At 51.9% G+C, this 25,879-nt stretch carries 27 protein-coding genes; 15 read left to right on the top strand and 12 right to left on the bottom strand.

The genetic code is table 11. The annotated features are described in order from the left end of the window. The first annotated feature begins 71 nt into the window (after positions 1–71). A complete protein-coding gene (locus tag JMJ04_RS18585; protein ID WP_201371925.1) occupies positions 72–1,793 on the top strand; it encodes an MptA/MptB family glycosyltransferase in 1,722 nt (573 codons plus the stop codon). A gap of 86 nt (positions 1,794–1,879) precedes the next feature. Here the strand turns inward: JMJ04_RS18585 and JMJ04_RS18580 are convergent, their stop codons facing one another. Next, positions 1,880–3,547, bottom strand: a complete 1,668-nt coding sequence (locus JMJ04_RS18580; protein WP_201371924.1) for a hypothetical protein — start codon at positions 3,545–3,547, stop codon at positions 1,880–1,882. 304 nt (positions 3,548–3,851) lie between these two features. Between JMJ04_RS18580 and JMJ04_RS18575 the strand changes: the two genes are divergently transcribed. Together JMJ04_RS18575 and JMJ04_RS18570 are read left to right on the top strand one after the other, a co-directional pair. Then, positions 3,852–4,853, top strand: a complete 1,002-nt coding sequence (locus JMJ04_RS18575) for a protein kinase domain-containing protein (RefSeq protein ID WP_201371923.1) — start codon at positions 3,852–3,854, stop codon at positions 4,851–4,853. Between the two features lie 53 nt (positions 4,854–4,906). Beyond that, positions 4,907–5,866, top strand: coding sequence for an FHA domain-containing protein (locus tag JMJ04_RS18570; protein ID WP_201371922.1), 960 nt, complete (start codon positions 4,907–4,909; stop codon positions 5,864–5,866). A gap of 48 nt (positions 5,867–5,914) precedes the next feature. Here JMJ04_RS18570 and JMJ04_RS18565 read toward each other — a convergent pair whose 3' ends face one another. From JMJ04_RS18565 to JMJ04_RS18550, 4 genes are all read right to left on the bottom strand, one after another. Beyond that, positions 5,915–6,742 (bottom strand): M55 family metallopeptidase, encoded by an 828-nt coding sequence (locus JMJ04_RS18565; protein WP_201371921.1) that lies wholly within the window; start codon positions 6,740–6,742, stop codon positions 5,915–5,917. Positions 6,743–6,859: 117 nt separating this feature from the next. Beyond that, positions 6,860–8,155 (bottom strand): galactokinase, encoded by a 1,296-nt coding sequence (gene galK, locus JMJ04_RS18560; protein ID WP_201371920.1) that lies wholly within the window; start codon positions 8,153–8,155, stop codon positions 6,860–6,862. A 4-nt stretch (positions 8,156–8,159) separates the two neighbouring features. Then, positions 8,160–9,068, bottom strand: coding sequence for a galactose-1-phosphate uridylyltransferase (galT, locus tag JMJ04_RS18555; protein WP_201371919.1), 909 nt, complete (start codon positions 9,066–9,068; stop codon positions 8,160–8,162). Between the two features lie 136 nt (positions 9,069–9,204). After that, positions 9,205–9,762, bottom strand: coding sequence for a hypothetical protein (locus JMJ04_RS18550; protein ID WP_201371918.1), 558 nt, complete (start codon positions 9,760–9,762; stop codon positions 9,205–9,207). 140 nt (positions 9,763–9,902) lie between these two features. Between JMJ04_RS18550 and JMJ04_RS18545 the strand changes: the two genes are divergently transcribed. The 10 genes from JMJ04_RS18545 to JMJ04_RS18500 all read left to right on the top strand — a co-directional run bounded on the left by JMJ04_RS18545 (position 9,903) and on the right by JMJ04_RS18500 (position 16,930). Then, positions 9,903–10,196 carry a hypothetical protein gene (locus JMJ04_RS18545; protein WP_201371917.1) on the top strand — a complete coding sequence of 98 codons (294 nt, stop codon included), beginning with the start codon at positions 9,903–9,905 and terminating at the stop codon, positions 10,194–10,196. 162 nt (positions 10,197–10,358) lie between these two features. Beyond that, a complete protein-coding gene (locus JMJ04_RS18540; protein ID WP_201371916.1) occupies positions 10,359–11,120 on the top strand; it encodes a class I SAM-dependent methyltransferase in 762 nt (253 codons plus the stop codon). A 126-nt stretch (positions 11,121–11,246) separates the two neighbouring features. Then, entirely contained in the window at positions 11,247–11,519 is a 273-nt protein-coding gene (locus tag JMJ04_RS18535; protein ID WP_201371915.1) for a hypothetical protein, read from the top strand. A gap of 6 nt (positions 11,520–11,525) precedes the next feature. After that, on the top strand, positions 11,526–12,509 hold the full coding sequence (locus tag JMJ04_RS18530) for an A/G-specific adenine glycosylase (RefSeq protein ID WP_201371914.1): 984 nt from the start codon (positions 11,526–11,528) through the stop codon (positions 12,507–12,509). A 131-nt stretch (positions 12,510–12,640) separates the two neighbouring features. Further along, entirely contained in the window at positions 12,641–13,456 is an 816-nt protein-coding gene (locus JMJ04_RS18525) for a PIG-L deacetylase family protein (protein WP_201371913.1), read from the top strand. A 207-nt stretch (positions 13,457–13,663) separates the two neighbouring features. Further along, positions 13,664–14,317, top strand: a complete 654-nt coding sequence (locus tag JMJ04_RS18520; protein WP_201371912.1) for a serine/threonine-protein kinase — start codon at positions 13,664–13,666, stop codon at positions 14,315–14,317. Between the two features lie 71 nt (positions 14,318–14,388). Continuing rightward, the gene (locus JMJ04_RS18515; RefSeq protein ID WP_201371911.1) at positions 14,389–15,492 is read left to right on the top strand and encodes a serine/threonine-protein kinase; all 1,104 of its coding nucleotides are present in this window, start codon (positions 14,389–14,391) and stop codon (positions 15,490–15,492) included. 58 nt (positions 15,493–15,550) lie between these two features. Further along, the gene (folK, locus tag JMJ04_RS18510) at positions 15,551–16,114 is read left to right on the top strand and encodes a 2-amino-4-hydroxy-6-hydroxymethyldihydropteridine diphosphokinase (protein ID WP_201371910.1); all 564 of its coding nucleotides are present in this window, start codon (positions 15,551–15,553) and stop codon (positions 16,112–16,114) included. Positions 16,115–16,318: 204 nt separating this feature from the next. Then, a complete protein-coding gene (rsfS, locus tag JMJ04_RS18505; RefSeq protein WP_007904958.1) occupies positions 16,319–16,726 on the top strand; it encodes a ribosome silencing factor in 408 nt (135 codons plus the stop codon). A gap of 21 nt (positions 16,727–16,747) precedes the next feature. Then, positions 16,748–16,930: a hypothetical protein gene (locus JMJ04_RS18500; protein ID WP_201371909.1), complete on the top strand. Its 183-nt coding sequence runs from the start codon at positions 16,748–16,750 to the stop codon at positions 16,928–16,930. Between the two features lie 265 nt (positions 16,931–17,195). Here JMJ04_RS18500 and JMJ04_RS18495 read toward each other — a convergent pair whose 3' ends face one another. From JMJ04_RS18495 to JMJ04_RS18470, 6 genes are all read right to left on the bottom strand, one after another. Beyond that, positions 17,196–18,545, bottom strand: coding sequence for an RNA-guided endonuclease InsQ/TnpB family protein (locus JMJ04_RS18495; protein WP_201371908.1), 1,350 nt, complete (start codon positions 18,543–18,545; stop codon positions 17,196–17,198). A 17-nt stretch (positions 18,546–18,562) separates the two neighbouring features. Continuing rightward, positions 18,563–19,975: a baseplate J/gp47 family protein gene (locus JMJ04_RS18490; protein ID WP_201371907.1), complete on the bottom strand. Its 1,413-nt coding sequence runs from the start codon at positions 19,973–19,975 to the stop codon at positions 18,563–18,565. A 62-nt stretch (positions 19,976–20,037) separates the two neighbouring features. Next, a complete protein-coding gene (locus tag JMJ04_RS18485) occupies positions 20,038–20,466 on the bottom strand; it encodes a hypothetical protein (RefSeq protein ID WP_201371906.1) in 429 nt (142 codons plus the stop codon). Next, on the bottom strand, positions 20,463–21,200 hold the full coding sequence (locus tag JMJ04_RS18480; RefSeq protein WP_201371905.1) for an FG-GAP repeat domain-containing protein: 738 nt from the start codon (positions 21,198–21,200) through the stop codon (positions 20,463–20,465). The genes JMJ04_RS18485 and JMJ04_RS18480 overlap by 4 nt, the downstream gene beginning before the upstream one ends. Beyond that, a complete protein-coding gene (locus JMJ04_RS18475) occupies positions 21,200–21,619 on the bottom strand; it encodes a hypothetical protein (RefSeq protein WP_201371904.1) in 420 nt (139 codons plus the stop codon). The genes JMJ04_RS18480 and JMJ04_RS18475 overlap by 1 nt, the downstream gene beginning before the upstream one ends. 65 nt (positions 21,620–21,684) lie before the next feature. Then, the gene (locus JMJ04_RS18470; RefSeq protein WP_236038067.1) at positions 21,685–22,179 is read right to left on the bottom strand and encodes a hypothetical protein; all 495 of its coding nucleotides are present in this window, start codon (positions 22,177–22,179) and stop codon (positions 21,685–21,687) included. A gap of 337 nt (positions 22,180–22,516) precedes the next feature. Here JMJ04_RS18470 and JMJ04_RS18465 point away from each other — a divergent pair, with 337 nt between their 5' ends. Further along, positions 22,517–22,735, top strand: coding sequence for a helix-turn-helix domain-containing protein (locus tag JMJ04_RS18465; RefSeq protein ID WP_201371903.1), 219 nt, complete (start codon positions 22,517–22,519; stop codon positions 22,733–22,735). A 273-nt stretch (positions 22,736–23,008) separates the two neighbouring features. After that, on the top strand, positions 23,009–23,956 hold the full coding sequence (locus JMJ04_RS18460) for an NAD(P)/FAD-dependent oxidoreductase (protein WP_201372391.1): 948 nt from the start codon (positions 23,009–23,011) through the stop codon (positions 23,954–23,956). An 87-nt stretch (positions 23,957–24,043) separates the two neighbouring features. Here the strand turns inward: JMJ04_RS18460 and JMJ04_RS18455 are convergent, their stop codons facing one another. Beyond that, positions 24,044–25,876: a HEAT repeat domain-containing protein gene (locus tag JMJ04_RS18455; protein ID WP_201371902.1), complete on the bottom strand. Its 1,833-nt coding sequence runs from the start codon at positions 25,874–25,876 to the stop codon at positions 24,044–24,046. Positions 25,877–25,879: the final 3 nt, after the last annotated feature.

Below are 25,879 nucleotides of genomic sequence, written 5' to 3'. Positions count from 1 at the left end.
CCCAGGTCGCCTCTCTAGCGACTCAGAAAGCGATCTGCGTTTGAGCATGTAGCCAGGAGTTTGTTTACCGTATGCATTCAACCATATCAGAACGTTTCCCGGCCACAGCGAATACCAGTATAGAAGCAAAGGCGCCGAGTCCCTCCCTGAGAGGACTCGGCCTCTGTGCTCTGGCGCTCCTGCTCTGCACAGTATTGATGCTTTCTCCCCTCACACGATTGGTTGGGGTACAGCATATGAATGGGATCGCGCCCTTCATCAATGCACTTCTCAGTTTGAGTGCCTGGCTCCCAACAGATGTCCATCTCGTGGGCACTCCTGCCAGATCAGTGAAAAATACCAGCCTGGTGTTCTTTATCGGCGCGACCCTTCTCGCGTTTCTTGTCTATGGCATAAGCACCTGGTGGCTTGCACGCCAGCCCGCACAGGCAAATTACCGTATCACTCAAAGCTGGATTATGGCAATTGCGCTCCTGGCTGGCCTCTGCTTCGTCTTCACGCCGGCCATGCTCTCCAATGATGTCTTTGTGTACGCTGGCTACGGACGACTAGTCTCAGCCTATCATGCCAGTCCCTACTTTGATCTACTCACAAACTACCCTGATAAACTCAATCTGTATGACGATTGGCGGGGTGCCACATGCGCCTATGGACCCTTCTGGGTACTCATCTGTACACTGGTCTCAACCCTGGCAGGCACAAATATCTTGTCTTACCTGCTGACCTATCGCCTCCTGGCACTGGCTTCCAATCTCTGTAATATTCTCCTGGTGGGTTTGATTCTCCGCAAACTGGGACGCTCCGAGCGCACAGCCACCCTGGGTATGCTTCTCTATGCCTGGAATCCCTTGATGCTACAAGAGAATGGCCTGGGCGGCCATAACGATACAGTTATGGTCACCTTCCTCCTTCTGGGGGCCTACTGCTGGCTACAGCACGAACTACGCGCCTTCACAGAGCGCTTGAGGGTACGCGACTACCTGCCCGCGCTGGCCTGCTTCTCTATCGCGATCCTGATCAAGTATTCCTGCGCCCCCCTGGTCTTGCTCTTCTTCGTGCTCATGGGGCGGCGTGCTATGCTGGCCGCGGCTCAACAAGGGAAAGCGCTTCGGGGTCAGCTCTTAGAGGCAGGCAGGGATATCCTGATTGGCGGCTCCTTCTGCTCGGTGCTGGTGATCGGTTTCTACCTGCCTTTCTGCCTGGGACATAGCATTCCCGATATTATCAAGAGCTTCTCGTCCCCACCATCCTCCTACCTATCTTACAACTCCATTCAGCAAGCCGCTGGCCGCTGGCTCGACTGGAACAAGAGTCAGCAGGAGGGCGTCAATTACACAATCTTTACCGTGTTGGCAACCCCTGTTGTCTGGCGGATCATCAATGTGATTGTCATAGGCGCCTCGATGCTAGCAGGCCTGGTGGCGCTCTGGCGTAAACCCAGTATTCAAGTATGGGCACTGGCCTGTATCGCCTTCCTATCGCTGCTCTACCTCGTCATCACCTGGCTCTTCCCCTGGTATATTACCTGGGTCATAGGTCTGGCCTGCATCTGCCTACCCGCGCGTGGTCGCCTGCCGCGCGCCCTGGTGGGTACAGCCCTGCAATTTACGCTGACCATCCATTTCCTCTACCTCTTCTTCTTTCCTATCTCGCCTTTTGGGCGCTGGAATGGCTGGGACTTCTTGACGACCCTGCTCCCCCCTATAGCTACCTTCCTGGTTCTCTACTACTGGCGGCCCCGCCACTTCCAGGCAGCAATGTTCACGCAGGAAGAGCACACACACCAGGCCTAGTAAAGCACTATTCTCCACCTGAGAGACAAGAAGGCCCGCGTCGCATGTGACGCGGGCCTTCTTGCTACCTATCCAACCTCACCACATCATGAAAGCGCGGCTTGTGAATGCTCCTGCGAACGCGCAGAGAGCTGCCCGCGTTGACCTGCTATCAGGAGCGCAATAATAAAACCGGCCAGAATAAAATTGCGTATGGTGACAATGGGAAAGAAGATTGGCTGCTGGGGAACCGCTTGCAACGAGACGGAGATATAGATGTAGGGATAGATCAAGGTTGTCAGCACACCCAAAATTCCCCAGGACACCATCCAGCGCCAGTTTGCCTGGCCAACGTAGGCCACCAGCGGCGCCACCCAGATCAAGTATTGGGGACTGAACACTTTGCTGGTACCAATCACCAGGAGGAGCGTCAAGAGTGAGCTGGTCGCCAGATCGATCTTGCCTCGCCATTGCAGCCAGTAGGTGTACGCCAGGCCTACCAACAACAGGGGCGTACTCAGACTACCAATGATTTGCGCGGGCGCACCAAACATGTTCAAGGAACCATACGTAAACTTGAAGATCAAGGGCAATCCCGTGACCAGGCTCGTGAGCCACATTAGCGAGGCGGGCAGCGACTCTACCTGGATTGGGCGGTCACCAAAGTAGGTCAGGGGCTTCAAGGTTCCCTCCACACTGAAGAGCAGTGAAACCACAACAATGCCCGCGCACACAAGCCCAAAGACCACCAGGGGAAGCCAGCGTTGCCAGGCACGCCAGTTCCCCTGCACCAGGCGCTGCTGCTGGAGCAGGAAGGGAAGCAAGAGCAATACCGGGTAAAATTTACAGAGCGTGGCCAGGGCCAGGTAGGCAAATGCCCAGCCCCAACGCGAGCGGGCCGCGTAGACGGCCGCCAGCAACGTAAACAGCGCTGGCAACAGGTCAAAACGGCCCACCGCCGTCGCCCAGCAACCGGTAATGAGATAAAAGGCACATGAGAGGGCCGCCTCCCGTGAGCGATAGCGCGCCAGCAGATAACACAGCAGGCCCGCTAGCAACACCATCCAGATGGCGAAACTGACCTGGTACCATCCCTGTGGTGCTAAAAGGCCCAGCGAGAATGGCAGCAATACGGGCAATGGATACTCATTCGGCAGCGTATGCAGGGGCAGCGAGGTAGGCTGCCAGGCACGCAGTTGATGCACCCAGGAGGCAGGAACGCCATACTGCTCCGCCTGGTCTAACAGAGATGGAGGTTGCTGCACATGCTGCTGTGTCTGAGGCGCGGCTACTTGGTCAAAAGTAACCGGGCGAAAGATAAACTCACATTGCGCTGGAGGTAAGGTCTTGACCGCGTCCAGACCCTGCCAGAAAGCTAGAGCATAGCAGTTGTATTTCGCGGCATCGGTATAGGCCTTGAACATCTGCCAGGAGGCGCCGTAGAAGAGAAGAGAACCCATCAAGAGTAAGAGGCAGGCATCCAGTACCATGCGTTGGCGCCTCCCGGCAGGCCATACGTACGCACGCCCAACTTGGTAGGCTTTATAGAGCAGCAAGGTCCCTATACAGATGAGTAGGCCCATATCCAGCACGGCATGCCAGATACCCACGCCCGGCAAAAGATGCGTAAGCGAGGCAGCATAAAAGATTACAGCTACACCCAGGGCAATAACGCATGGATCAGCAAGCAAGCGTCCCCGCCGAGCATTAGAAGAAGTCTGTATGCTTGAAGAGTCATGCTGAGCATCGTTCTCTTGTGAGATATCAGTATCCATCGAATATTTCTCTATCTTTTCTTTCTACGACGTTCCAATCATCGACGGGTCACACTGGAAGCATAGTAGTGTCCATTCCTGAAGACAAGGCACTCCCACCATTGGGCTATCCTGGATATTCCAGATCTCTCTCTATTCTTGGGAAGCATGGTATGCTACAATAACGACGCGAAGCATAAGTCCGAGCACCGATATCCCCATGCTTCATAGCACTGGAATACGCATTGTGAGGTGAAAGTATGCAAGAATTGGCAGAAGGTCAGATGTTTGCGCGCTATCGTATTGTGCGCGCCCTGGGGGTAGCTTGATCAGCCAGAGCTATGCCGCAGAAGATTCCCATCTCGGATGTATAGTGACGCTTAAAGTCATGCACCCATGGCCTGCGCTCCCCAATTCTGCTCGCTATCAATTCTTCCACGAGATGCAAGATATCAGCTTGATTGTTCACCCACAACTCACAGCCCTCCTCGACTATGGCGACTTCGAGGGGCGCCTGTATGTCACACGCACTTACTTTGCGGCTGGCTCCCTGCTTGGTGATACCGGGCGAGCATACTTTCAAGCGCCAATGCTGCCACAGATCGCGATCAAGCAGCTTGTGCCACTGGCTCAGGCCCTCCATAATCTGCATACGCATGGGTATATCCATGGTGCCCTCACCTTCTCCAATGTCCTTCTCAATGAAGAAATCTCCAACCCTACGGAAACCACATCGCTCCTAGTCGCGGATGCAGGCTTTACCTACTTCGCGCAGCATGTGGGAGGTCTACAGCCTCTTCTACTACCCGCAACCGCGGCACCAGAACAGTGGCACCGTCACTATAGCCCCGCTTGCGATCAGTATGCCTTAGCTATTCTGCTCTATTTCTGGCTAGCTGGCCGCCTCCCATTTATTGGTCGCCCCCAGGAGGTCCTGCGCCAGAAACAGTTTGAAATTCCACCTTCGCTCCGCCCTCTCAATCCCCACGTTACGAGACAGCAAGAGACGATTCTCCACCGCGCCCTCGATCCTAACCCCGAGCGACGCTATTCCACTGTGCTAGCCTTCGTCCAGGCTCTAGAAGGCACCCTTTTCTTACCAAACGAATTCGGCAATGCAGAGCAAGGCGCTGCTGAAATGCCTGAGACAACCGTGCTTTCTCTCGACCTGCTCAAAGAGATCTTCGCGGCTTCAGCGTCAGAGAAGGCTAAGGCACAGGCCGCTCAGCAAGACAAGGAACAGCAACCTGAAGAGATCGTTCCTGCGGCGCCAGAACCCTCTCAATTTGAGCGATTGCTGGCCTCGCTGCTCATCCCTTCCCCCTAGCTACACCTACATCGGAGACCACACCAACCAGTCATACCACCCCACTGGAACCAATGAGACAGGCTGAGACATCAAATACGCTTTCGCTCCTGGAGATGCTGGCATCTTCTCACACTCCAGGCGCTACTCCGGTAATAGAGCAACAGCAGCAGCCTGAACCACAGCCACGCATCGAGCCAGATATCGCACAGCCCATCCCTCCTGCCGCGCCAGAGCCAGTCCAGCCACCAGTTGAGCCGCCAACTGAACCCAAACCAGTTGAGCCTGAACCCACTCGCCCTCAGCCACAGGAGCCATCTATTCCCGCTGAACCTCAACCTACACAGCCCGCACCTGAGAAGCCGATAGAACCCGTTCGTCCTCAACCACAGCCGGAGCAGCCAACGCCTATCGAGCCGGTGCCAACGCATCCCCAACCGCAGCAGCCATCACTGCCCACAGAGCCAACCGAGGTACCTGAACAAAAGGAGCCACGCACAGAGCCACTTGCTCCCGAGGAACCAGTAACGCTACCACAGCCGGAACCAGATATCCCACAGCCGCTTCCTACGCCACCGCTCACGCCACCACCCGGCATCCAGCCAGTGGATGAGCCTCAACCCGAGGCCCAGCAAGAGCCTATCACTGAATTAGATGTACAAGAAGAGGTTACAATAACGCAAGCACGCTTTACCATCACCTCACCCTACACTGCTACCCCCATAGAGATCGAGCTAGAGCCAGCCGAAACCATCACCCTGGGACGCGCTGGCTCCAGCGACATTCTTTTGGAACAAGATAACCTTACCTCGCGCCACCACGCGCTACTCAAATGTGTCAATGGCCAGTTTGTGCTCTTCGATCAACGCAGCGCCAAAGGGGTGTTTATCAATGGACGCAAGCTTACCAGCGGCATTGGCTATCCCCTGCATCACGGAGATAATATCCAGATTGGCCGATACAGCCTGCTCTTCCAGCAAGCTGGCGTCACCACACCCCAGACAGCTCCTCTTGTCGAAATCGAACACGCCTAGAGAGTTGAATTGTAGGGCCCAAGCTAGCTTGAGCCCTACAATTCAACGTTAGCGATCCACTAGCGAGCGCGTTAGAGTGACAATCGTCACAAAGGTGCAGTAGAGGTCTAACAGTTGCTCGCTCACAACCTTCACGGTGCGGGGGCCGACGCGCTCCACCCCACGAATCCAGAGCGCCATATCCGCCATGTCCGCCACCAGAAAGGTTATCTCCAGCGTGACGGGCAGTTTGAAATGGGGAGGTTGTGTCTGTGCGAGCTGCTCAACAGCTCGTTTTGCCCCTGCATGCAGCATCTCACAGGCTACCTCTGGATGCAGGTTGACCGCGGCAAAACGTCCAATGGAGTCTTTCACCACGACCGTTTCAGCCTGGGGAGCAAAGGTTTGCACCTCCTGGGCGGTTGCCGCATCCCCGCTCACCAGAATAATAGGTATACCATAATGCGCCGCGACCAGGGCATTCAAACCAGACTCGCCCACGACCTCGCCATTGATGCGCACCTCCCAGATCGCCCCAGGATTATAGGTATGCGAGAGAATCGCGCGCTCGGCCCCAATCGAACCGTGATAGCTGACGAAACAGACGCCATCAAAGGAGGCATCCAATCCCTGCATCATATACAATGGCTTATGTCGACCAGTGATGAGGGTCGCACGCCCCAGCAAGTCCTGGGGATGGAGGTTGCGCATCGCATGATGGGCATCATTGACGACAAACTCGTGCGCGCCAGCCTCCTGAGCGCCAGCAATTACAGCGTTGACTTCGTTGGTCAGCAATTTTCGTCCCTGGGCATACTCAGGATTGCCCTCGATGATCTGCTCCCAGGCCACGATCCCACTTGTTCCCTCAAAATCGGTCGAAAGAAAAAGCTTCATAGCAACTCCCTTACTAAAGCCAGGTGCTCCGCGCCACCTCTCTACACGCATCGTGCAACATGAGGAACACGGAGCACCTGTAGACGTCGTTCGACAGGATACAGCCAGGCAGGTAGCTTACTCCAGGACCGCCATGCCGGGACCGCCTGCCGCGCGACAGATGTCGATGCTGGCCTGGCGTCCTGTGCGCTCGGGATACTGCTCTTCGACGGCCTGTGTCAGCGCGGTGACCGCCTCCTGGCGCACCAGATTAATTGTGCAGCCACCAAAGCCACCGCCCAGCATACGCGCTCCGAGCACACCGGGAACGCTATGTGCGATGTCCACCAGAGCATCCAGTTCTGAACAGCTTACTTCGTACTCATCACGCAAACCCGCGTGGCCCTGCCAGAGCACCTGGCCAACAGCTTCAAAATCATTGCGCTTTAACAGCTCTACAACCTGCATCACACGCTTGTCCTCGGCGATAACATAGCCCGCGCGCTTACGTAGCAGTTCAGGAAGCTGATCTTTGTAGCGCGCGAACTGCTCAGGCGTGATATCGCGGAGAGCCTTGATCTCGCGCGCCTGGGCGTTCTCCGGCTCATCGCGCAAGACCGCCTCGCGCAACAGGCTCGCCGCCTCCTCGCACTGCTGGCGACGCTCGTTATAGGCCGTACTCGCCAGTTCACGACGCACACTGGTATCAATGACTACAATTGCGACCTCTGGGTCAGAGAAGGGGAAATACTGGTACGCAAACGAGCGGCAATCCAGCAAGACCGCCTGTCCGGGCTGCCCCAGGCATGAGGCCGCCTGGTCCAGAATACCCGAGCGCAGGCCAGAGGCAATGTGTTCAGCACGCTGGCAGAGCGCCGCGACCTCCATCTTCTGTAACCCCCGCTGGGGGCGCGGCTGGCTCTCCTCGCCATCGCCAATCTTGAGCTGCCCACCCGAGAACTGGGCACAGGCATAGACCGTCGCCACCTCAAGGGCCGCTGAAGAACTCATGCCACCACCCAGGGGTACATCGCCAGCCACAACCGCATCAAAGCCCTTGAGCGCAAAGCCCGCGCGTACCAGTTCGGCCACCACACCCAGGACGTAGCGCGCCCAGCCGGGAAGTCCCTGGCACTGCTGCTCAAATGAGCCAGGCAGTTGCTCAAGCGAAAACTGCGCATACTCCTCAAAATGCGCTGACCAGAGGCGCACCTCCTGGTCCTGGCGCGTGCGGCCTGCAAAGGCTGAGACACGGTCGACCGCCAATGGCAAGACAAAGCCGTCATTATAGTCGGTATGCTCACCAATAATATTGACACGACCCGGCGCCCAGGCTGCACTGAGCGGACCCGCGTACACGCCATCGTCCTGAAAAACCGTAGCGAACTTCTGGGCCGCCTCAAGGGCGGGTTGTGGATACTGCTTTCTCTCCATGCTACTACTCCATCTCTTTCTCAATAGCCTGCCGCAGCTCCAGCGCCTTCTGCTGCGGAGCGGAGTCGTTGGTCCACATGCCCCAGATAGACTCTGAGGAGGCGGCGAATTTAAGCTTACCCGGCGCACGTCCAATGGCAAGAATCTCAACGTGGAAGTGGAACCGCTCATCCTGCAATTGATGCAGACCTAGCAGGTAGGGCATCGGAGCCATCGCGCTATCAAAGAGATTGTTATAGCCACGAATGACCTTCAGGAGCATGGCAGCGAGGTCGCGCAATTCCTCATCGGTTGCTTGTGCCAAGCTAGGCACATGCCGCTTCAAATAGAGATGCGTCTCATAGGGATAGCGCACATAGGGGGGCAAAAACGCCTGCCAGGTCTCATTGTGGGCCACCTCAAAATCGGTGTCCGTCAATTCATCGCGCACGCGGCAGAAAGGGCACCCGCGGCCAGCCTTGTGTTCGAGTACCGTTGTCTCCAACTTACGCTCCAGAACAGGAGGTAAGACAGAGACGCCATAGGCCTGTCCATGAGGGTGGTGCTGCGTCTGGCCGATAGCTTCACCGCTATTCTCAAAGATCATTACCGCCGGGTAGCGCGAAGAGAAATCATTATATAGTTCGCGCCAGAGCTTCGTCACCGCGAACACTTCATCTACGGTCAGCTGGGTGAAGGTCTTCTCGTGGTCGCGATTATAAATAACTACAACCGCCTCACCAACTGGAGGTTGCAAGGGAGGGAAATCATTTGGATGGAGCCATACCTGCGTATCCTCACTTACACGCCCTTCGGTAATGTCAGCACAAAACGGGCATTTCGTCGTTCCTTCGCGGCGGCTCATACGATGAGGTGCATTCACCAAATATTGCCGTAGAATTGGATTCCAAATTAAAGGCGTCTTCTGTTCCATATTATTCCCAAATTCTTTGCTTTATATTCTATGAATCTTGTGTGCAACATATCTCTGAATGGGGAGTATGGTGGATCGTAACAGCCACAGGCCGCCATGACCCACCATGCCACTTATCAGAAGAGCAGGTCTCTATTTATGGATGATGTGAGTGATGCGCAGCCTGGCTCCCCATCAGCACACAACGCCCCTGCTGGGCAAAGAGCGAAAGTAACGCCTTTTTATCGGCTACGCCCCCCTCATTGCCCTCAGCCAGCAACCATTCATCCCAAGTCGTCTTATCGGTAAACAAAGCCCAGGCCACGGGAGCAATCTGGGCTTTTATGGTGCGCATAATTTCGCGTGCATGCTCAAAACCCGGCTCCAACTCCTGTAGTGGGGGAAGCTTTTCGTCCTGCAACGCCTCAAACGTCCTCACCGTCAGCACCTCTCCCCTTTGCGCTTCGCATACGCATCCCAACACCAGCACCTCGCGCTCATTGCCCTCTTCATCAGTCAGCGTATCCCATACCCCGCAGACAAGGGTACAGTGCTCTGGGAGCGTGCATAAGAACGTGATTATCTGCTCCTTATTCCACCCATGCCAGGATGGCTCCTGCTGTTGATCAAGTCGTAGCGCAGCGGCTACCAAAGGCCTGACCGCCTCCCATAATGCCGAGTCAGTATCTATCACCACTAATTCTTCTGCAAACACACGTACAACTGCCTTTCGAAATAAGAGATCAATCAGGCCCATTTCCGGTTCTCAGGCCGTCTCAATTATAATACATTCCAGCCGTGTTTGCGCGTTCTACTATACTATTAGTCGTCACATGGTCTAACCAGGAGACGCAGATGTCCTATCTTTCAGTGCTCTCGCTCTGCCTGCATATTATAGGGCCGACTGGGATTATAGTACTACTTTCCCGAATATGGATTATTACCTGGCACTTCCGCGACTCGCCACCGAGCGGCTTTCGCCGCTACCAGCGCGCCCTATACATGAAACAAACCGCTGGCCTGGCCCTACTCTTCCTCCTCACGATGGCCACCAGCTACGCCTTGCTGCACGAAGTGTGGGGAGTACTCTACGGCCTCCTTGCCTTCAAAGCCTGCACCTGGTGGGTCCGCCTGACACTTTTGCCGTAAGCGCTACCCCTGCTAAGCATCGCAGACGCTGAGGACATCTTGTAAAGAGGTAGATACGTGGTTCCCACAAAAAGAGGATATAAGATCGTTTATTCTTAGTAGAAGATTTAGTATAAGACACCTTCAAACAGACATACCCAGCACAGGTCAAAGGAGTTGAGCATGAGTAGCCAGCCCTGGTACCAAACGTTTTTTGGCGAAGACTATCTACAGATCTACTCTCCATTCCTACCTGCATCTCGCACCCAACATGAGGTCAGTGCCATTGAAGCGCTACTTCACCTCACGCCAGGCATGCGGATCTTAGATGTGTGTTGTGGAGATGGACGCCATGCCCTCCCGTTAGCGCAACGCGGATATGCTGTTACCGGGCTAGACCTTAGCGCGGCCCTCCTTGATCGAGCACGCCAGGAGACCGCCAGGCTACACCTCAACATCGACTGGTTACAGCAAGATATGCGCTCCATCCCCTATGAAGACACCTTTGACGCTGCTATCAATATCTTTACCTCCTTTGGCTATTTTGAGCAGGAAGAAGATGATCTTCTGGTACTCAAAGAGATTCACAAAGCACTCGCGCCCGGAGGCATCTTTCTGCTAGAAACCGTCTACCAACCACGAGTCGTACGTGCCTTTACCCCTCAAAGTATGATTCGCTACGACAATGGCTTAATCGTCATGGAAGAGCGTGAGATCGATCTGCTCAAGAGCCGCAATAACGTCCGCATCACCCTGCTTCATCCCAATGGCGAGCGCATCGAACATCGCCAATCCATACGCATCTATACACTTACCGAACTCATCAGCCTGATCAATCAAGTAGGGTTACAGGTCACAGGCTATTATGGCGACCTGGATGGTAACGCCCTGACACTCGATAGCCGGCTCGTCATCGTCAGCCAGAAACCTACACCATCACAATAACGAGTGCTCTAGACGCTATCAAACATAATGCGTTATAATTGGCAGTGCCACCATAGTCAAATGAAGGAATAGAGCGGTGGTGTTTCAAGTGTCTTTATCAATCAAAATTAAGGAAGGTACCTAGCCGTGCCGTGGTGTAGATTTTTTATTCCTAAAATTGCCTCAGCAAACATCAAGCCGGGCGACCCCGACCTGAACGAGCACATTATGTATGCCAAGTGCGTTAAGGGCCATGTTCTCAAAGATGCCAGGGACTGGGTTTTGTGCGAAAATCTGCCTGCTCCCGACGCACAATGCTGGAAAGAGGGCGGCGAAACGCTCTTCAACATTACGCCTCGCAAGCGCAGTGCTGACCAGGCATCGTCACCAGAAGCAAGCGCGCAGAAGAGCAAAGTTTAGATCTGCATGAGCATGGATTCACAGCCCTCATCTATTTCTTCTCAGCTCGCGCCTGACCATATTACACGCGCTCAGAGTGACTTACTGCGTTGGTATGCAGCAGAGCAACGTGATCTACCCTGGCGTCGCACCAGCGATCCCTATGCGATTCTGGTGTCAGAGATAATGCTCCAACAGACCCAGGTTGATCGCGTGTTGCCCAAATATCAACAATTTCTGAGCGCGTTCCCGACGCTTGCAGACCTGGCCGTGGCTCCTACCGCCGATGTCATCAACGTGTGGGTTCCCCTGGGATACAACATGCGTGCGGTGCGCCTACAAGCCATTGCGCAACAGGTTATGGCTCAGTATGATGGGCGTATTCCTGATACTGTCGAGGGATTGCTCTCTCTCAAAGGGATTGGCCGCTATACGGCTGGTGCCATTGCCTGTTTCGCTTATCATAAGCAAGTAGCCACCGTTGATACCAACATTCGCCGCGTGCTCCATCGCATTTTCATTGGTGTTGAGCAGCCAGAGACAGCATTGAACGACGCGGCTATGCTGGCACTTGCGGAACAGGTCTTGCCACCTGGCGAGGCCTACAACTGGAATCAGGCCCTGATGGATATGGGGGCAACGATCTGTACAAGTAACAATCCGCGCTGTATGGCATGCCCACTACAAGAGCCCTGCAAAGCTTATCAGGAGATGAGCCAGCATAGCCTCTTCCCGTCCGGCGTGGTTCTACGACAGATGCGCAAGGTGGCAGAAAAGAAAACCAGCTATCAGAGCCAACCCTTCACAAGCACCAATCGCTACTTTCGTGGGCGGATCGTTGATCTGCTTCGTTCGTTGCCAGCTGGGGAGCGCATCACGCTCACTCTTCTCGGACCAAAAATCAAGCCTGAGTATAGCGATGCGGACCAACCCTGGCTACAACGTCTGGTGAGCGGTCTGGCAAAAGACGGCCTGGTCGACTATGCAGAGGATGGAGTCCGCTTACCCTAACCCACCTGTAGGTGACCAAAGAAACCTGTTTTATTCATTACCTGGAGCCGGTCTCCTTATACGAAAACTAACGCCGCTCGCGCGCTCAGGTTTTCTGAGAGGCACTATATTTTACTTGGAGGAACGAGCAGTTGCGACTAACAAGCTTGAACGATATACAAACGCATCATCGCCACATCTTTCTCTCGCCACACTATGATGACGTGGTCTACTCCTGCGGAGGCACACTGGGTGTACAGTTGAGCAGCGGATTGCGTCCCCTGGTCATCACTGTTTTTGGGGGCGCCCCAACCACAGGTACCCTCAGCCCCTTCGCCCAACAGGTGCATCGCCAGCGCGGCTTTGGTGGCACAACCACGGTCCAGGACATTATTGAGATACGCCGTAAAGAGGATGCCAAGGCGCTTGATCTCTTCCCAACCGACTATCTCTGGCTCGACTACCAGGATGCCATCTATCGCGGCACCCCAACCTATTACAACAGCGATTCGCAATTGATGGGTGGTGATGTACATCCCGCCGACGCCGAGATCGAGCGCCAGTTGCTCAATGGCCTACTCACACTGCACAATCGCCTTCCCGATACAGTGTGGTACGCGCCACTTGGCGTTGGGCGCCATGTCGATCACCAGATTGTGGCATCCGTAGCCGATGGCCTGGCACAGCACGGGGCAAAGGTCTACTTCTACGAGGATTTCCCCTATGTGACCCAGAGCGGCGCCCTGGACGCGCGTTTGAAAGAACTGGACCTCCCGCTTGAGCCCACCCTGGTTGAGATGTCAGAAATGCTTGAGCTGCGCATTGAGGCGGCTGAGGCATACGCGACACAGACCCAGCAGAACTTTGGCGGCTCCGAGCAGATGAGCCAGGCTATGACACACTACACGCACAATATTCGTCCCGTAGAAACCATTTACCTGGAGCGCTACTGGACCTACCGCCGCTAAACTTACTCATCTGTGCTATTGACAGGCGTTTTCTAACGCCTGTCATGGCCTTGCGTGGTATCCTGAAGAGTGACAGGAAAAACGTCCAGTCGGGCGTGTTCACCGCCAATCGCCAGCAAAATTTCCTCACAACGGCGAATACCAAATGCTCGATCTGGCACCGCGCAGCGCAACTTGAACAAGAGGGAACAGCAGGAGTGTGGATAGATGAAGGGCATAGAAGGAACAACCCTCGGCAGATATGAGCTACATCGGCGTGTAGCACAAGGATCAACCTCTGAGGTCTACTTAGGCTTTGATCGTCGCGTCAAACGGCGCGTCGCCATCAAGGTCCTCTACGGGAGTAATGAACCATTCGTCCGTCGCTTCGAACGCGAAGCCCTGGCAATTGGCGCACTCTCCCATAACCATATTCTCCCTCTATACGACTTCGGCGAGCAAAGCCCCTGGTATTATCTCGTGATGCCTTTCATCGAAGGCGGCACATTACGCGACTATCTCTATCATCGTGAACGTCTCCCTCTTGACGAAGCTGGCAGCTATCTCTATCAGATCGCATCCGCGCTGCAATATGCGCATGATCATGATATCCTACATCGTGATGTCAAACCATCCAATATTCTCCTGCGTCCCGATGGGTACGCGTATCTCGCCGATTTCGGCCTGGCGAAAGCCAAAATTGAGGCGGACGCCTATAACCACTCCAGCGCGACAGTTGGCACGCCTGAATATATGGCACCCGAACAGTCTAATGGCATCAGCGACTATCGCAGCGATATTTACGCCCTGGGTATCATTCTCTATCAAATGCTTACCGGCCGCGTTCCTTTAGCGCAGAGACACCAGTCGGCATCACCTTAAAACATATCCAGGTCCCGCCTCCCCCTCCAAGCCAGTTCAATGATGCCATCCCCACCATCGTCGAAAGCGTCATGCTCCAGGCTCTCGCCAAGGATCCCGAGCAACGCTACCAGAGCGCACGAGCCTTTTCCAACGCCTATCTGCAAGCCCTGCAAAAAGCGATACCCACCTGCTCGCTTGAGAACGCCCTGGCACTCACTCAAACCGATCTCATGCTCACTATTTCCGAGCCAACAGAGCCTGCTGAGGACGCCTCGCCACTAATCAAGAAGACAACGAAGCTCCAGCCACCAGTGGACCCAGATTTCGTGCTCTCAGAGGTCCCAACACCACTCTTCCCCCTGCAGATGCCGATGGCTAGCTGGCCTTCACCAAACCAATTACGCCAGGCACACCGCCCTAGCCGCCCCCTCCTCTTCACACTCATTAGCCTCTTGCTCCTGCTCCTGGCCTTGCCCCTGCTTATGTTCTGGTACAGTATCCGCTGGCAGGCAGCACCAAACTCCCTGTTCTCTCTCGCCAGCCAATCCTCGCAGGGATTCCTGCAAGGCGGCAATCCAGCTCAGGCAACGCTGGCAGCACGCGCACGTGTCCAGGCGACAGCCGGTATTACCTCAGAGATTGGGGCTGGTCCCATCCTCTATACGCATGACCTTACCTCGCCAGGCGGTGGCTGGCTCAATGATGGTCAACAGTGCTATTTCACGCCTCAAGGATATCATGTCTATGCTGCCAGTCGGGCCCTGGCCTGGTGCTATACGAATGCCCCCTCCTTTACGAACATGGCTATTACGGTCCAGGCTCGCCTATCACGCGGCACCATCTATGGGCTTATCTTCCGCCTGCAACCAGAGAGCCAGTCATTTTATGTGCTCGAACTCAATAATACAGGCTCATACCGCTTTGTCCGCGCCCAGGGCAGCGACCCGGCCACCTGGCTACCTCTTATTGACTGGACGCATTCAGGTGCTATTATAAACGGGTATGGGCAACTTAATACCCTGCTCGCAATTATGCAGGGGACGCGGTTTACGTTATACATCAATAAGCAGCTTATTTTTTCCAATGTTGTGGATAACGCCTATACCTCGGGGATGGTTGGCTTCCTGACCGGCAGCGACCAGGAGAGTGATAGCGAAGCCGTCTTCCGCAATCTATGGATATTTGAGAAGTAGCATGTTCTCCACACATGCGACATTGGAGATAGAAAGAGTTCGCGAGGTTTCTTCAGGCATGCCCCATTCACATTTTTCAGAGCAACCAGCAAGTACAGCTCTCCCTGCCAGGCATCGCGTCTACCTGGCGCTTGGCACGAATCTGGGCGAGCGCATCCACAACCTGGAGTATGCCTTGCGCCTCCTGCGCGAATACCTCCAACTAGAGCGTATCTCCTCAGTTTATGAAACCGAGCCAGTAGGCTACGCCAACCAGCCGAAATTCCTGAACATGGCCTGTAGCGGAACGACTATATTAAGCGCACCAGAGCTCCTACAGGCCACCCAGGGCATAGAGCAGACACTAGGTCGCCAGGCTACGTTTCGCAACGGGCCACGACTCATTGACATCGATATTCTCCTCTATGACCAGGAGCAGTGGCAGCAAGAAGGGCTGACGCTTCCACATCCGCGACTCGCTGAGCGAGCCTTCGTCCTGGCTCCCCTGGCCGAGATCGCCCCAGACCTCAAGCACCCTGCTCTTGGCAAGAACATGCGTGAATTACTTGAGGTGGTTTCACAGCAGGGCATTCTTCGCATCGACCAACCAGTCTCGATCTCACCAGGATCTCCCACTACTTAACAAGCCTTGCCCAGCATGCTATAATGCGGATACAAAATACAATGTGAATATACTCGTACCAGGGCATGTAGGTCTTTAAGGACCCATACGCGAATACAGTGTCACTGGTCTTTACCATAACCCAAAGGAACCGCCTATTTTTCCTGGTTGTGAACTCAAGGGCTGGTAGATACGTATAGAAATTATATTAGGCGAAAACTATGTGTGACCTACGTCGTGTCGGGTCATTTAGAAGTAAGCAAGGGAGTACTTGTGGAGGGAGTTCTGCTAGATCCAGCACAGTTAGCGAAAGCCGCAGTCGATATTGCGTCTGATAAAAAAGCATCAGACATTTTACTCCTCGATATTCGAGAGGTTACTGTCTTTGCCGACTACTTTGTCATCTGTAGCGGTAGCAACCCCAGGTTGATCCAGACAATCGCCAGCACAATTGACGAGGAGTTGGGAAAACAAGGAGCCAGGTTGCTGCACCGCGAAGGGACAGCAGACACAGGGTGGATTCTCCTGGACTTTGGCGACGTCGTTGTACACATCTTCGCACCTAAAGAACGCGAATATTACCGATTGGAGCGACTTTGGAGCGATGCCAAAACAGTTGTGTATCTCCAATAAAAATTAGAAAAGGTGACGACGATGACATTTTTTCGCAACCGCATGTTTCTTGAAGGAATTGCCCTCGGCGGCATTTGTGGGCTTATCATCGGCTCTATCATTGCCTTCACGCTTGGTGAAAGCAGCGTAGGGGCACTTCGCCGCGCCATTGATACGCGCCTCCCCAACAGAAACAAGGTGCCGTTTAAATACCTCTCCCAATAGTTCTCTGCTCTTTCTCAATTTTTGGGGTTTCTCAAGCGTCTACCCTGGTCCGAGGAACCCTCCAGCGATAAGCAGAACTTAAATCCATTAGTTATGGCATTAGACATAACTAATGGATTTTTCTTTTCCCACACCTATTTCTCCTACTCAACTCCTACGCACCACATAGAATTTTGTATATTTTACGCATTTTTGCCATACTTACTCATGTTATTCTCATATAACAGTATAGTATATACATGTATCACAAACTAAAGATGGTTAGTCAATGACCTCTAGCGATAAGCCTTTGGCTTGCCTCTGGACTCCACCTCAACTCTGCATACCTTTGCAGGCGTGCAGCTTTGGCTTCTCTGTCCGAAGCATCAGGGATGATTGACAAACACCCCGTCCTGGACCAGTCATGCCGGACCAGGAGCGTTCTCAACGTCACATTTCTTGCGCCAATCAGATCGGCATGCAGCGTGTAGTGACACTGCTGGCACACAAAGAGCAACCCTTTGCGCGGGCGATTCTTACCAGTCGTGTGTCCACACACAGGACACGCCTTCGAGGTGTAATCGGCATCCACTTTGATCGCCAGTGAACCTAAAAGTATGGCTTTGTAACTGATGAGGGCTTGTAATTCGGCAAAAGACCATTGTGAGTAGACTCGATTGGCTTTGCGCACCTTGAGAGAAACAGCCTCAAAGCTCTTGCCGTTTTTCTTGCGTCTATGCTTTCTGCGTTTGGTTCCCTCTCGAATATCCGTTAAGTGTTCCAGTCCAATAAGCGTGTGTGGGTGCTGCTTAACAATCTGTTTGGCGATGCTATGATTGGCTTGCAACTTGAACCGTCTCTCTCGTCGCTCGATGCGCCTCAACCGACGTTTCGCGCCGCGAGTGCCTTTTTGTTGCAAGCGTTTTCGCAATCGTGCATAATGGTTGGCTCGGTGTCGGACCCGTTTTCCAGGATGAAAGGTGGCATTGCCCGTCGAAGTTGAGGTAACCGCTAAATAGCGAATCCCGACATCGACGCCAACGACTTCACCTAGGTGTTCAATGCTCGGCTCAGGAACGTCAATGTCCAAAGCAACCAAGAAATAGAATGTTTTCTTCCTCATGTCATAACAGAGCTTGGCATCCCCGATGCTCGCCCCCTGTCTGATAAGTGCGATGTGCTTATCATAGCCCTGATAGGGAATGCTGATCCGTCCATTGAGGGTCCCAACGCTCACCCGACTGTCACGCTGAAAGGTGTAATCACGCTCATAGGTGTACTGCACAGTGGGCGAGCTGTAGTGCGGTGGCTTGTCCAATCCCTTGAAGCGTTTCTTGGTGATTTTCGCACGGCGATGCTCCGCATTCTTTTTCAGCTTGGTCCATAGTCCTTTGTAGGTTGCGGCGACCTGCCGCACAACTCTACATGCCAATTGCGAGGGTAGATGATAGGAAGCGCGCAGATCAGCATACATCCCTCGATGTAGTGTCTTCACGCTACTGGTTTTGCCATGCTCGAAGGCATAGCAACTCACCGCATTGAGGGCATCACGATAGGCAAGTTGTGCCTGGCGTAATGCCTGAAACTGTTCAGGAGTGGGAATTAACTTGAGTTTGGCGGTGATAATCTGTTGCATGCTGTTTCTGTCCCTCGTCATCCTCTGCTGACGTGAAAGAGAAGGGTCTCCGGTGGCACACTCATGAAGACCAGGCGAAGATGCTGAACGTCTGGAAGCGTCGCATTATTGGAGAAGGAAACAGACTGTACGCTTATGCGTGCTAATAACAGGTTCTTGGCCTGAGCTTGGCTCTTGCCTGCAATACTGCTCTTCATGCTCTCTTGCTCGGCCTGGGAGAACTGATACACCCATATGCTTGTACCAGTCGCCTGTATAGTGGTCGTTCCCTGTGTGGTAGTAGTGATGTGAATGTCTCCGCTCGATGTGTATCCAGCTCCTAGCTGCTGCTTTGCTTGGGTGGTAAGTACCTGCGTGATAAGTGTTTGTAGGACTTGTGTCTGGTACACCATACCTATACATGTCTCGTCGAGGGTCACATTCACGCTTGCCGCTTCCTCTCCTGGCTGGCGGTCAGCGCTCGTTTTCGGCTGGCAGTGCAAGGGGGTCACAAGCGTTTCTGTACTTTGAACCTGGGTTTGTAGGGCTGCGGTGATGCTCTGGTCAAGGCTGGCTTTCAAGCTTGCTCCTGCGGTTGCGATGTCGTGCTGCGTCGCGGTCTGATAGTCACGTGCCTCTTGCCCTCCGCTAAAAGCTCCGTTCACGGCTGAGATATTGACACGACAACAGGGACCATAGATCGCGCCTGCCTTCATATTGCCTACTGGTCCTGCCTGGGTTGCATGAGCACTCACACTAGCCTGTCCAAAGGTGGGATAGCTTGCCGCGCCAATGGTCACGTCTTGATCGGTAATCACCTGTACCCCATGGGCTGAAGTGACAAGGGTTCCTGCTGGTATAGTCTGTGCATAGGTCGCGCTATTGTAAAACGTGATGTACCCGTGTGCTGCCTGGGCGTCCTGGTGCGCCTTCCCGGTGGTGGCAACGGCGCGTGCCTGACTCATGGTCACCGTGGGAAGCACCCTTCCTGGGATCTGGCTATGAGTCTTGTCAGTGTCTCCTCCAATGGTCGCAGTCAAACGGGTTTCTATCGTGCGTGCGACTGGCACAAGCGTCACGGTTGTCGTTGTCGTCCAGAAAGGCAACACATACAGCAGGCAGCCCACAACAAGCGCACAGGTGCATATAATGAAGCTGAGAGCCACTAGAGGGTGCGTGTGCTCTCTTACCCATTGCAACGGCCCTCTCTCTCCTGGTTCTGGCTCCTGGTCGATAGGTGGGGCACTTTCAACAATATTGGCTGGCTCCTCCGCCTCTGGCTCCTCTTTGGGGTAAATGTGGATCTCAATATCATACATACGGCATTCACGGTCGTACTCCTGGTTGGCTTCGATGTGGGGGATGTCGTTTGTCGTGTGCGCCTGCTGGTGGCCTTCTTGGTCAAGCTCACGGAGCATATGCTCCAGGTCGTTGTACATATTGTCTTGCATGGGTTCCCTCCAAACGGCAGGAGAGGGAAGAGCACACTGTGATATGACTCTTCCCAGAAACATTAGGCGTGTGTAGTACCATCCCACGGTGCTCGGCAGGTATCGAGCGGGCCTGCGATAAAGGTCATGTAGTAGGCGATTTCTTTGGTATGCTCGTCGAGCTGGTCAAAGAAGCTCTCTGGGACAGTTCCACGCCAACGGATGACGATATAGCCATCTCCTGACGGGTTGGCTTTGCCATACGAGACAAGAACCGCTTGTATGGGGCGCTCCATCTGGAATGTAGTCTGAAAGTTCAGGGCAAGAGTGGCTGTGATGTTCTCGGAACATGCGATAACCACATATTCATCCTCTCCGCTAAAGGTCACGCCCATCAGGTCGTGTACCCGTTGAGTCAGCATGCGTATGGTTCTGTATGTTCCCCTAGGGGCGTTCTCCTGGGAGCGTTGCGGTTGCTCAGCCTGGATGGGGTACGCTGGTGTGACAATCACTCTTTGACCTCTTTCATAGGTATAGCACTAAACGTGTCGTTCTCGTTCTTAAAGGCCACGCTTTGCCCTCCAACAGAAACAATCATGTCTGGCTTGCCATCTCCATCCAGGTCTTTGAATGCGGCCTGGGCCGGGGTCACGTCTTGCCCACTTCCTAACAAGTTCAACCCTGTTTTGTAAATGTGTGTTTTGCTCGGGTCTCCTGCTGGCAATTCAATGACCAGAATCTGACCATGCAGATTGAGCACCATGAAGTGTGATGGGTTTGTGCTCGTATCATGGTTGTGGCCCACCACGGCGTCAGCCTGGTACGTCCGGGGGCGTCCATAATGCAGGTCATCTTGCCACCCCTGCAACGCCTGTTGTCCTATGCCAATGCCAAGCCATCCCCCAACCATCACGAGGCCCAGGAGTCCTCCATAGAGAGGCCAGCGGGGAATTTGAAACGGCCAGGGTGTCCCAACGGACAAAAGAGGCTGCTGCTGGTGCAGCCTCTGCTGCCTGGGTTGGTTGTGTACATGGATACTGACGCGGCGTGTTGCCTGCCCGTTCGTCTGGGCTGGCTGGTAGAGGTTTTGACGGACCACACTGGTATGGGTGCGTATGTCATATAAGGCGTCTTCATTGATCTGGTCTTGCGCGTCTATGCCCACTCGCGGAGCTCTGGTAACGCACTTTGCCTGTTTCGGTGGCTGCTCGGTTTCCAAGTTTGGACGATAACGAGAAGGGCGCATTATCGTTCCCCTCTCTCATCGCGTGCTGGCTTTGAGGTATTGGCTTGTTCCTCTCGCTTGCGCATCGCGTACTGGTAAAACTCTTCGTTCCAGCCGCAGAGATAGCCATAGCGCCAAAGTGCCGAGCGGAACGTATCATACATCGCCCATTGAAAGGCGTTCTCAACATCCTGGGCCACGATCTCGCGCTTCTCAAAAGCCAGGGCGAGAAATTCACTTCGTCCCGATTGCACACCATTATGAAAGACTGGATTAGCGCAGATCAGGATGGTATCAATACCTGTGTGTTTCGTCTCACAGATGAGACTGGGGGTGTCTTCTGGGTGAATGCCGCACCATGTGCCGACGCACTGACGTGACGCTTCTTGCTGCTGCTCGCCAGAGAGGCGGGAGATCGTATGTGTTGTGTTGTGCTTCATGCGGTTTTCTCCTGTGGCTCCCTCTCGTTGCTGCTGATAAACAACGAGAGGGAGTCTGCTCTCAGCTAGATATGCCTCCCGGCTACATAATAAGTTGCTTCTTGTGGAGTCAGAAGACCGTCGCTTACATATTGAGCAACCTCAGCAATGTTCTCCTGGTCTTCGTGACAGGGGCATGGAGGAGCATAACAAAACGGGTTAGCTATGCTATGAAGTTGGTTGTCATTGGGGATCACAGGAAGAAAGTTATCCCCGTAAGGAGCAGGCTCCTTACAATGCCTGCCAGGTGAAGCAGGGGATGACTGTTGAGGAGAAAAAACTTCTAGCAAACCCTTCACCCAACCAATAACCCAGCCGGTATTCTCACAGGTAGAATCAGGAAAGGCGAGCAGGCGATGCACAAAGTGTTCGTAAAGGTCATGCTCATTCAGCGGAGCTGGTTCGTTCTGATAGGCCTGATATCCTGCCTGGATACCACGAAAGAAGGTAAGATTGGAAACAGTGACTGGTGCATCCATCATATGGCCTGGGCGTAATTCCATTGAGGCTTGTTTTGACATATGTTATCATCTCTTTCTTGACCGGGGAGCCTCGATGCGCTATGCTATGCACAGAGAACTCCGGGACTTTGGAAGGTTTTTGTGTGTTCTCACTCACTGGCTTTCGTTGGCAGACGAGAGTCAGTTTTTTTCTTGTCTGCTATCACCTCCTAAAAATCAACGTCTTGAAGTGCAGAATGTGTAATAATATGTAGATAATAGCCTGAAACATCCGCAAAGTCAATACTTATGTCCAACATTATCGCAAAGTGTCTGAATATGCTGTATTTGTTAAGGATTGACAGAAAGTGTAGGAGGGTATTATAGTTTCCCCATAATTGCTTAGGAGGTGAGCAGATTGCCTTTAGAAATTGACGGGGAGAAATACTATACGGCAGCAGAAGCAGCACGCTACCTTGGTATTTCCAGAGATACCTTCTATCGGAATGTCAAAGATAACCTACGCCCCTACAAACATGGAGCATTAAAGCGTGATTATTTTCGTCAATCCGATTTGAATAGGTACAAAGGTATTTATCCAGCATCAGACGATGACACTTCTGATGCCAGTTCTTAAACTTTAAGAATCTGAAGCCAACTGGTCTTATTCAAATTTATAAGAGGTTCCATTATGGGTAACTTACATGCCTCTAAAACGCCGCATGCATCCACATATACTTATCTAAAATGGAACCATCTTTTATCCTGCTAGGAGTTCTTATAAATAAAGAGGATAAGCTTCATGAATATAAATATCAAACATAATATTAACGCAAAGTTGCAATTCATCTAAAATGAGAAGAAAAAGAACTTGTAAGTGGGATCTCACAAGCCAATGAGAGAGTAGAGAATTAAAAAAGCAAGGGATTCTCGCTTAAGCTGGCCCAGAGAATGTCAAGACACCAAAATCAGAACTAGAAGAGACCAGCAACGTACATATCGGCTACGAACAAACCAGCGCACTACGAACCGTGCGCAACCCCAAACGCGTAAGCCACCTTCAACAGCGTATGGAAACATGGCAACCGTTAGGACTAAAATGTACTGGCTTACCGGCGACGAAGCCAGGGAACAAGAGCCACTGCTTGACCCTCATATTCAAGCAGCTATTCATACTCCAGAAGAATCACAAGTCAAAGCGCCCCAAGTCGTCCAGGCTTACTATCAGGCTGCAAAAAGACTCGGAGCTATCTTCTATCCCCATGAAGAAGTTATAGGCTTTCAGCATCACGACAGCCAGGTTACAGAGGTAGTCACAGCCAGCCAGTCGATCTCGTGCAAATATCTCATCATCACAGCAGGATCATGGGCAGCTCAGTGTGGAGAGTGGCTCAATCTCAATATCCCTGTTACACCCCTCAAAGGAGAAATTATTTCCTACTGCCAACCCACTCACCAGCTCCGGCATATCATCTTTGGGGAAGGAGCATATCTCGCCCCCAAAGGAGAAAGCATTATCGTTGGAGCAACAAAAGCAGATACAGGCTTCGATACCCAGGTCACAGAGAAAGGCATCGCCTGGCTGCAAAACGCCACAGCCAAACTCATTCCAAGCCTGGCACAAAGTACATTCACATCTTCATGGGCTGGACTACGCCCCAAAACACCAGATACACGTCCCATCCTCGGCCCAGCTCCTCAATGGAAGAATGTCATCCTAGCCACGGGTCACAATAGCGTGGGTATAATCCTCAGCGCCATTACAGGAAAAATAACCACAGAAATAATTGTCAAAAATCACATGTCGCAAATTATCAAGCCATTTACATTGCAGCGGTTTAACGAAAAAAGTAGCTAACATCAGACTTAGAACTGTTTAACCTCATAAAAATAATGAGTAAAAATATTCAAACACTTTATGTATTTAACTGCAATTTCTTAGATTTTACTCATCTACTTTATCTGGGTAATTTAACGTCCTAGTTAATATAGCTTTCTTACCTTCATTTCCATTTTCTATAAGTACCCTAATACCCGCCTGCCGACATATTACCCAAACAGATCTGAAAATAACATTTCTCATGCCTGGCTGATCCGCATTAAATAACATTTCAATAAGAGATTTGACCGTTTCATCGTCATTAGCCAATGATGGAAGTACATTAAAAATGGCAGAACAAAAAGGACTATAATGAAAAAACTTTGTATTTGAGATGCAAGAAATCAGCTGAGGAGTAACCGATTTATCTCCTAATCTTCCCAACGCATAAGCAATTTTGCCACGTTCATCCGCATCTAAAGATTCATCCAGAAGGAAAGAAACTAATTGAGGAATCACTGATGTGTAGCCAAATCCAGCTAATGCAATAGCAACATAGCTGCGTGCCATCTTACTTAGAGAGTTATCTGCTAGGAGGAAAAATAGCTGAGACGCTACCGATCTATCTCCTAACTTATCTAACGCATAAACAAGAGAATCAAAATCAAAACTATTCAAATATTTAGCTGAAAAGAGAGATATAAGCTGAGGTACTACTGATTTATCTCCTATTTCCTCTATTGTATGCATAATATAGTTATTCATGTGATGATTTGATTCATCCAAGAGAAGAGAGACAAGTTGGGGTATTACTGATTTATCTTCTAACAAATAGAGATCATATGCTATTAACCCAAGGAATGCTGTTTCAACTTTTTTCTCTGAAAGAAACTTAACAAAGTCCTTTGCCAATGATCTCTCTTTAAGAGAAATTAAGGTATGAGCAATTCCACCACGAACATTTAAGTCTAAAGATTCATTCAGAAAAAGAGGAACCAATTGAGAAACTATCGATGTATCTCCTATACGACCCAAAATATATGCAATAGCTGCGCGTAAATTTAAGTCATCTAGTCCATAACCTACGAAATCGTCAGTACTGGTCATGGTAATGGTTATTTTTTCGTCGAGGGAGGAATCCACAAGGAGCGGAACCAATTGCAGGGCCACCGCTCCATCTCCTATCCGACCTAATGTGCCTACTATATTTTCACGAATATTTAAGTCTAAGGAGTGATCTATGAGGAGCGGAACCAATTGCAGGGCCACTGATCCATCTCCTATCTGACCTAATGTATTCACTATCTTTTCGCGAATACTTAAGTCTAAGGAGTGATCTACAAGGAGCGGAACCAATTGCAAGGCCACTGATTTATCTCCTAGTTTCCCTAAGGCTTCTACAATCGCTTCACGTGCAAAATTATTTAAGAAGGTATATGAGAATGTATCTAAAAGAAGATCCATCAATTGGGGAGCCGCTAATCTATCCTTTAAATCGGCTAAAGCCTGAGCTAAATTCAAAAACACATCTTTTTCTGAAATATTTAAATAATTATTTGGAAATTTAAGAAGAAGAGAAACCAAATGAGGTACTATTGACCGTTCTCTAACCTGCCCTAATTCAGAAATAATTGTCTGACGTAATGACATTCTTGCCTTTTCATTCGAAACAATCTCTATTAAAGACAGATTTACATCTTTTCCTCCTATTTCTATCAATGTTTCTATAATTTTTTGCTCCATTAATGAGTATTCCGTCTTATCTAAGATATCAAATAAACGTAAAATTATCTCTTTACGCAGAGTACGTTGACGAACAGTAGGATATGCAGCCAGACAACGACTGGCTAATAATAAATTTGTATGAAATAGGTCATATTGATTTGTATTTGCAAATTTAAATTCAAGTAAACTCTGCAAAAGATTACTTGCATCTGGCACTTGCCCTGCATAAAGCAAAAT

This window comes from Ktedonobacter robiniae (genome assembly GCF_016587375.1).
Taxonomy (GTDB): Bacteria; Chloroflexota; Ktedonobacteria; order Ktedonobacterales; family Ktedonobacteraceae; genus Ktedonobacter; species Ktedonobacter robiniae.
The sequence above is the reverse complement of the archived record's forward strand: the minus strand, read 5'-3'. Positions and strand labels throughout refer to the sequence as shown.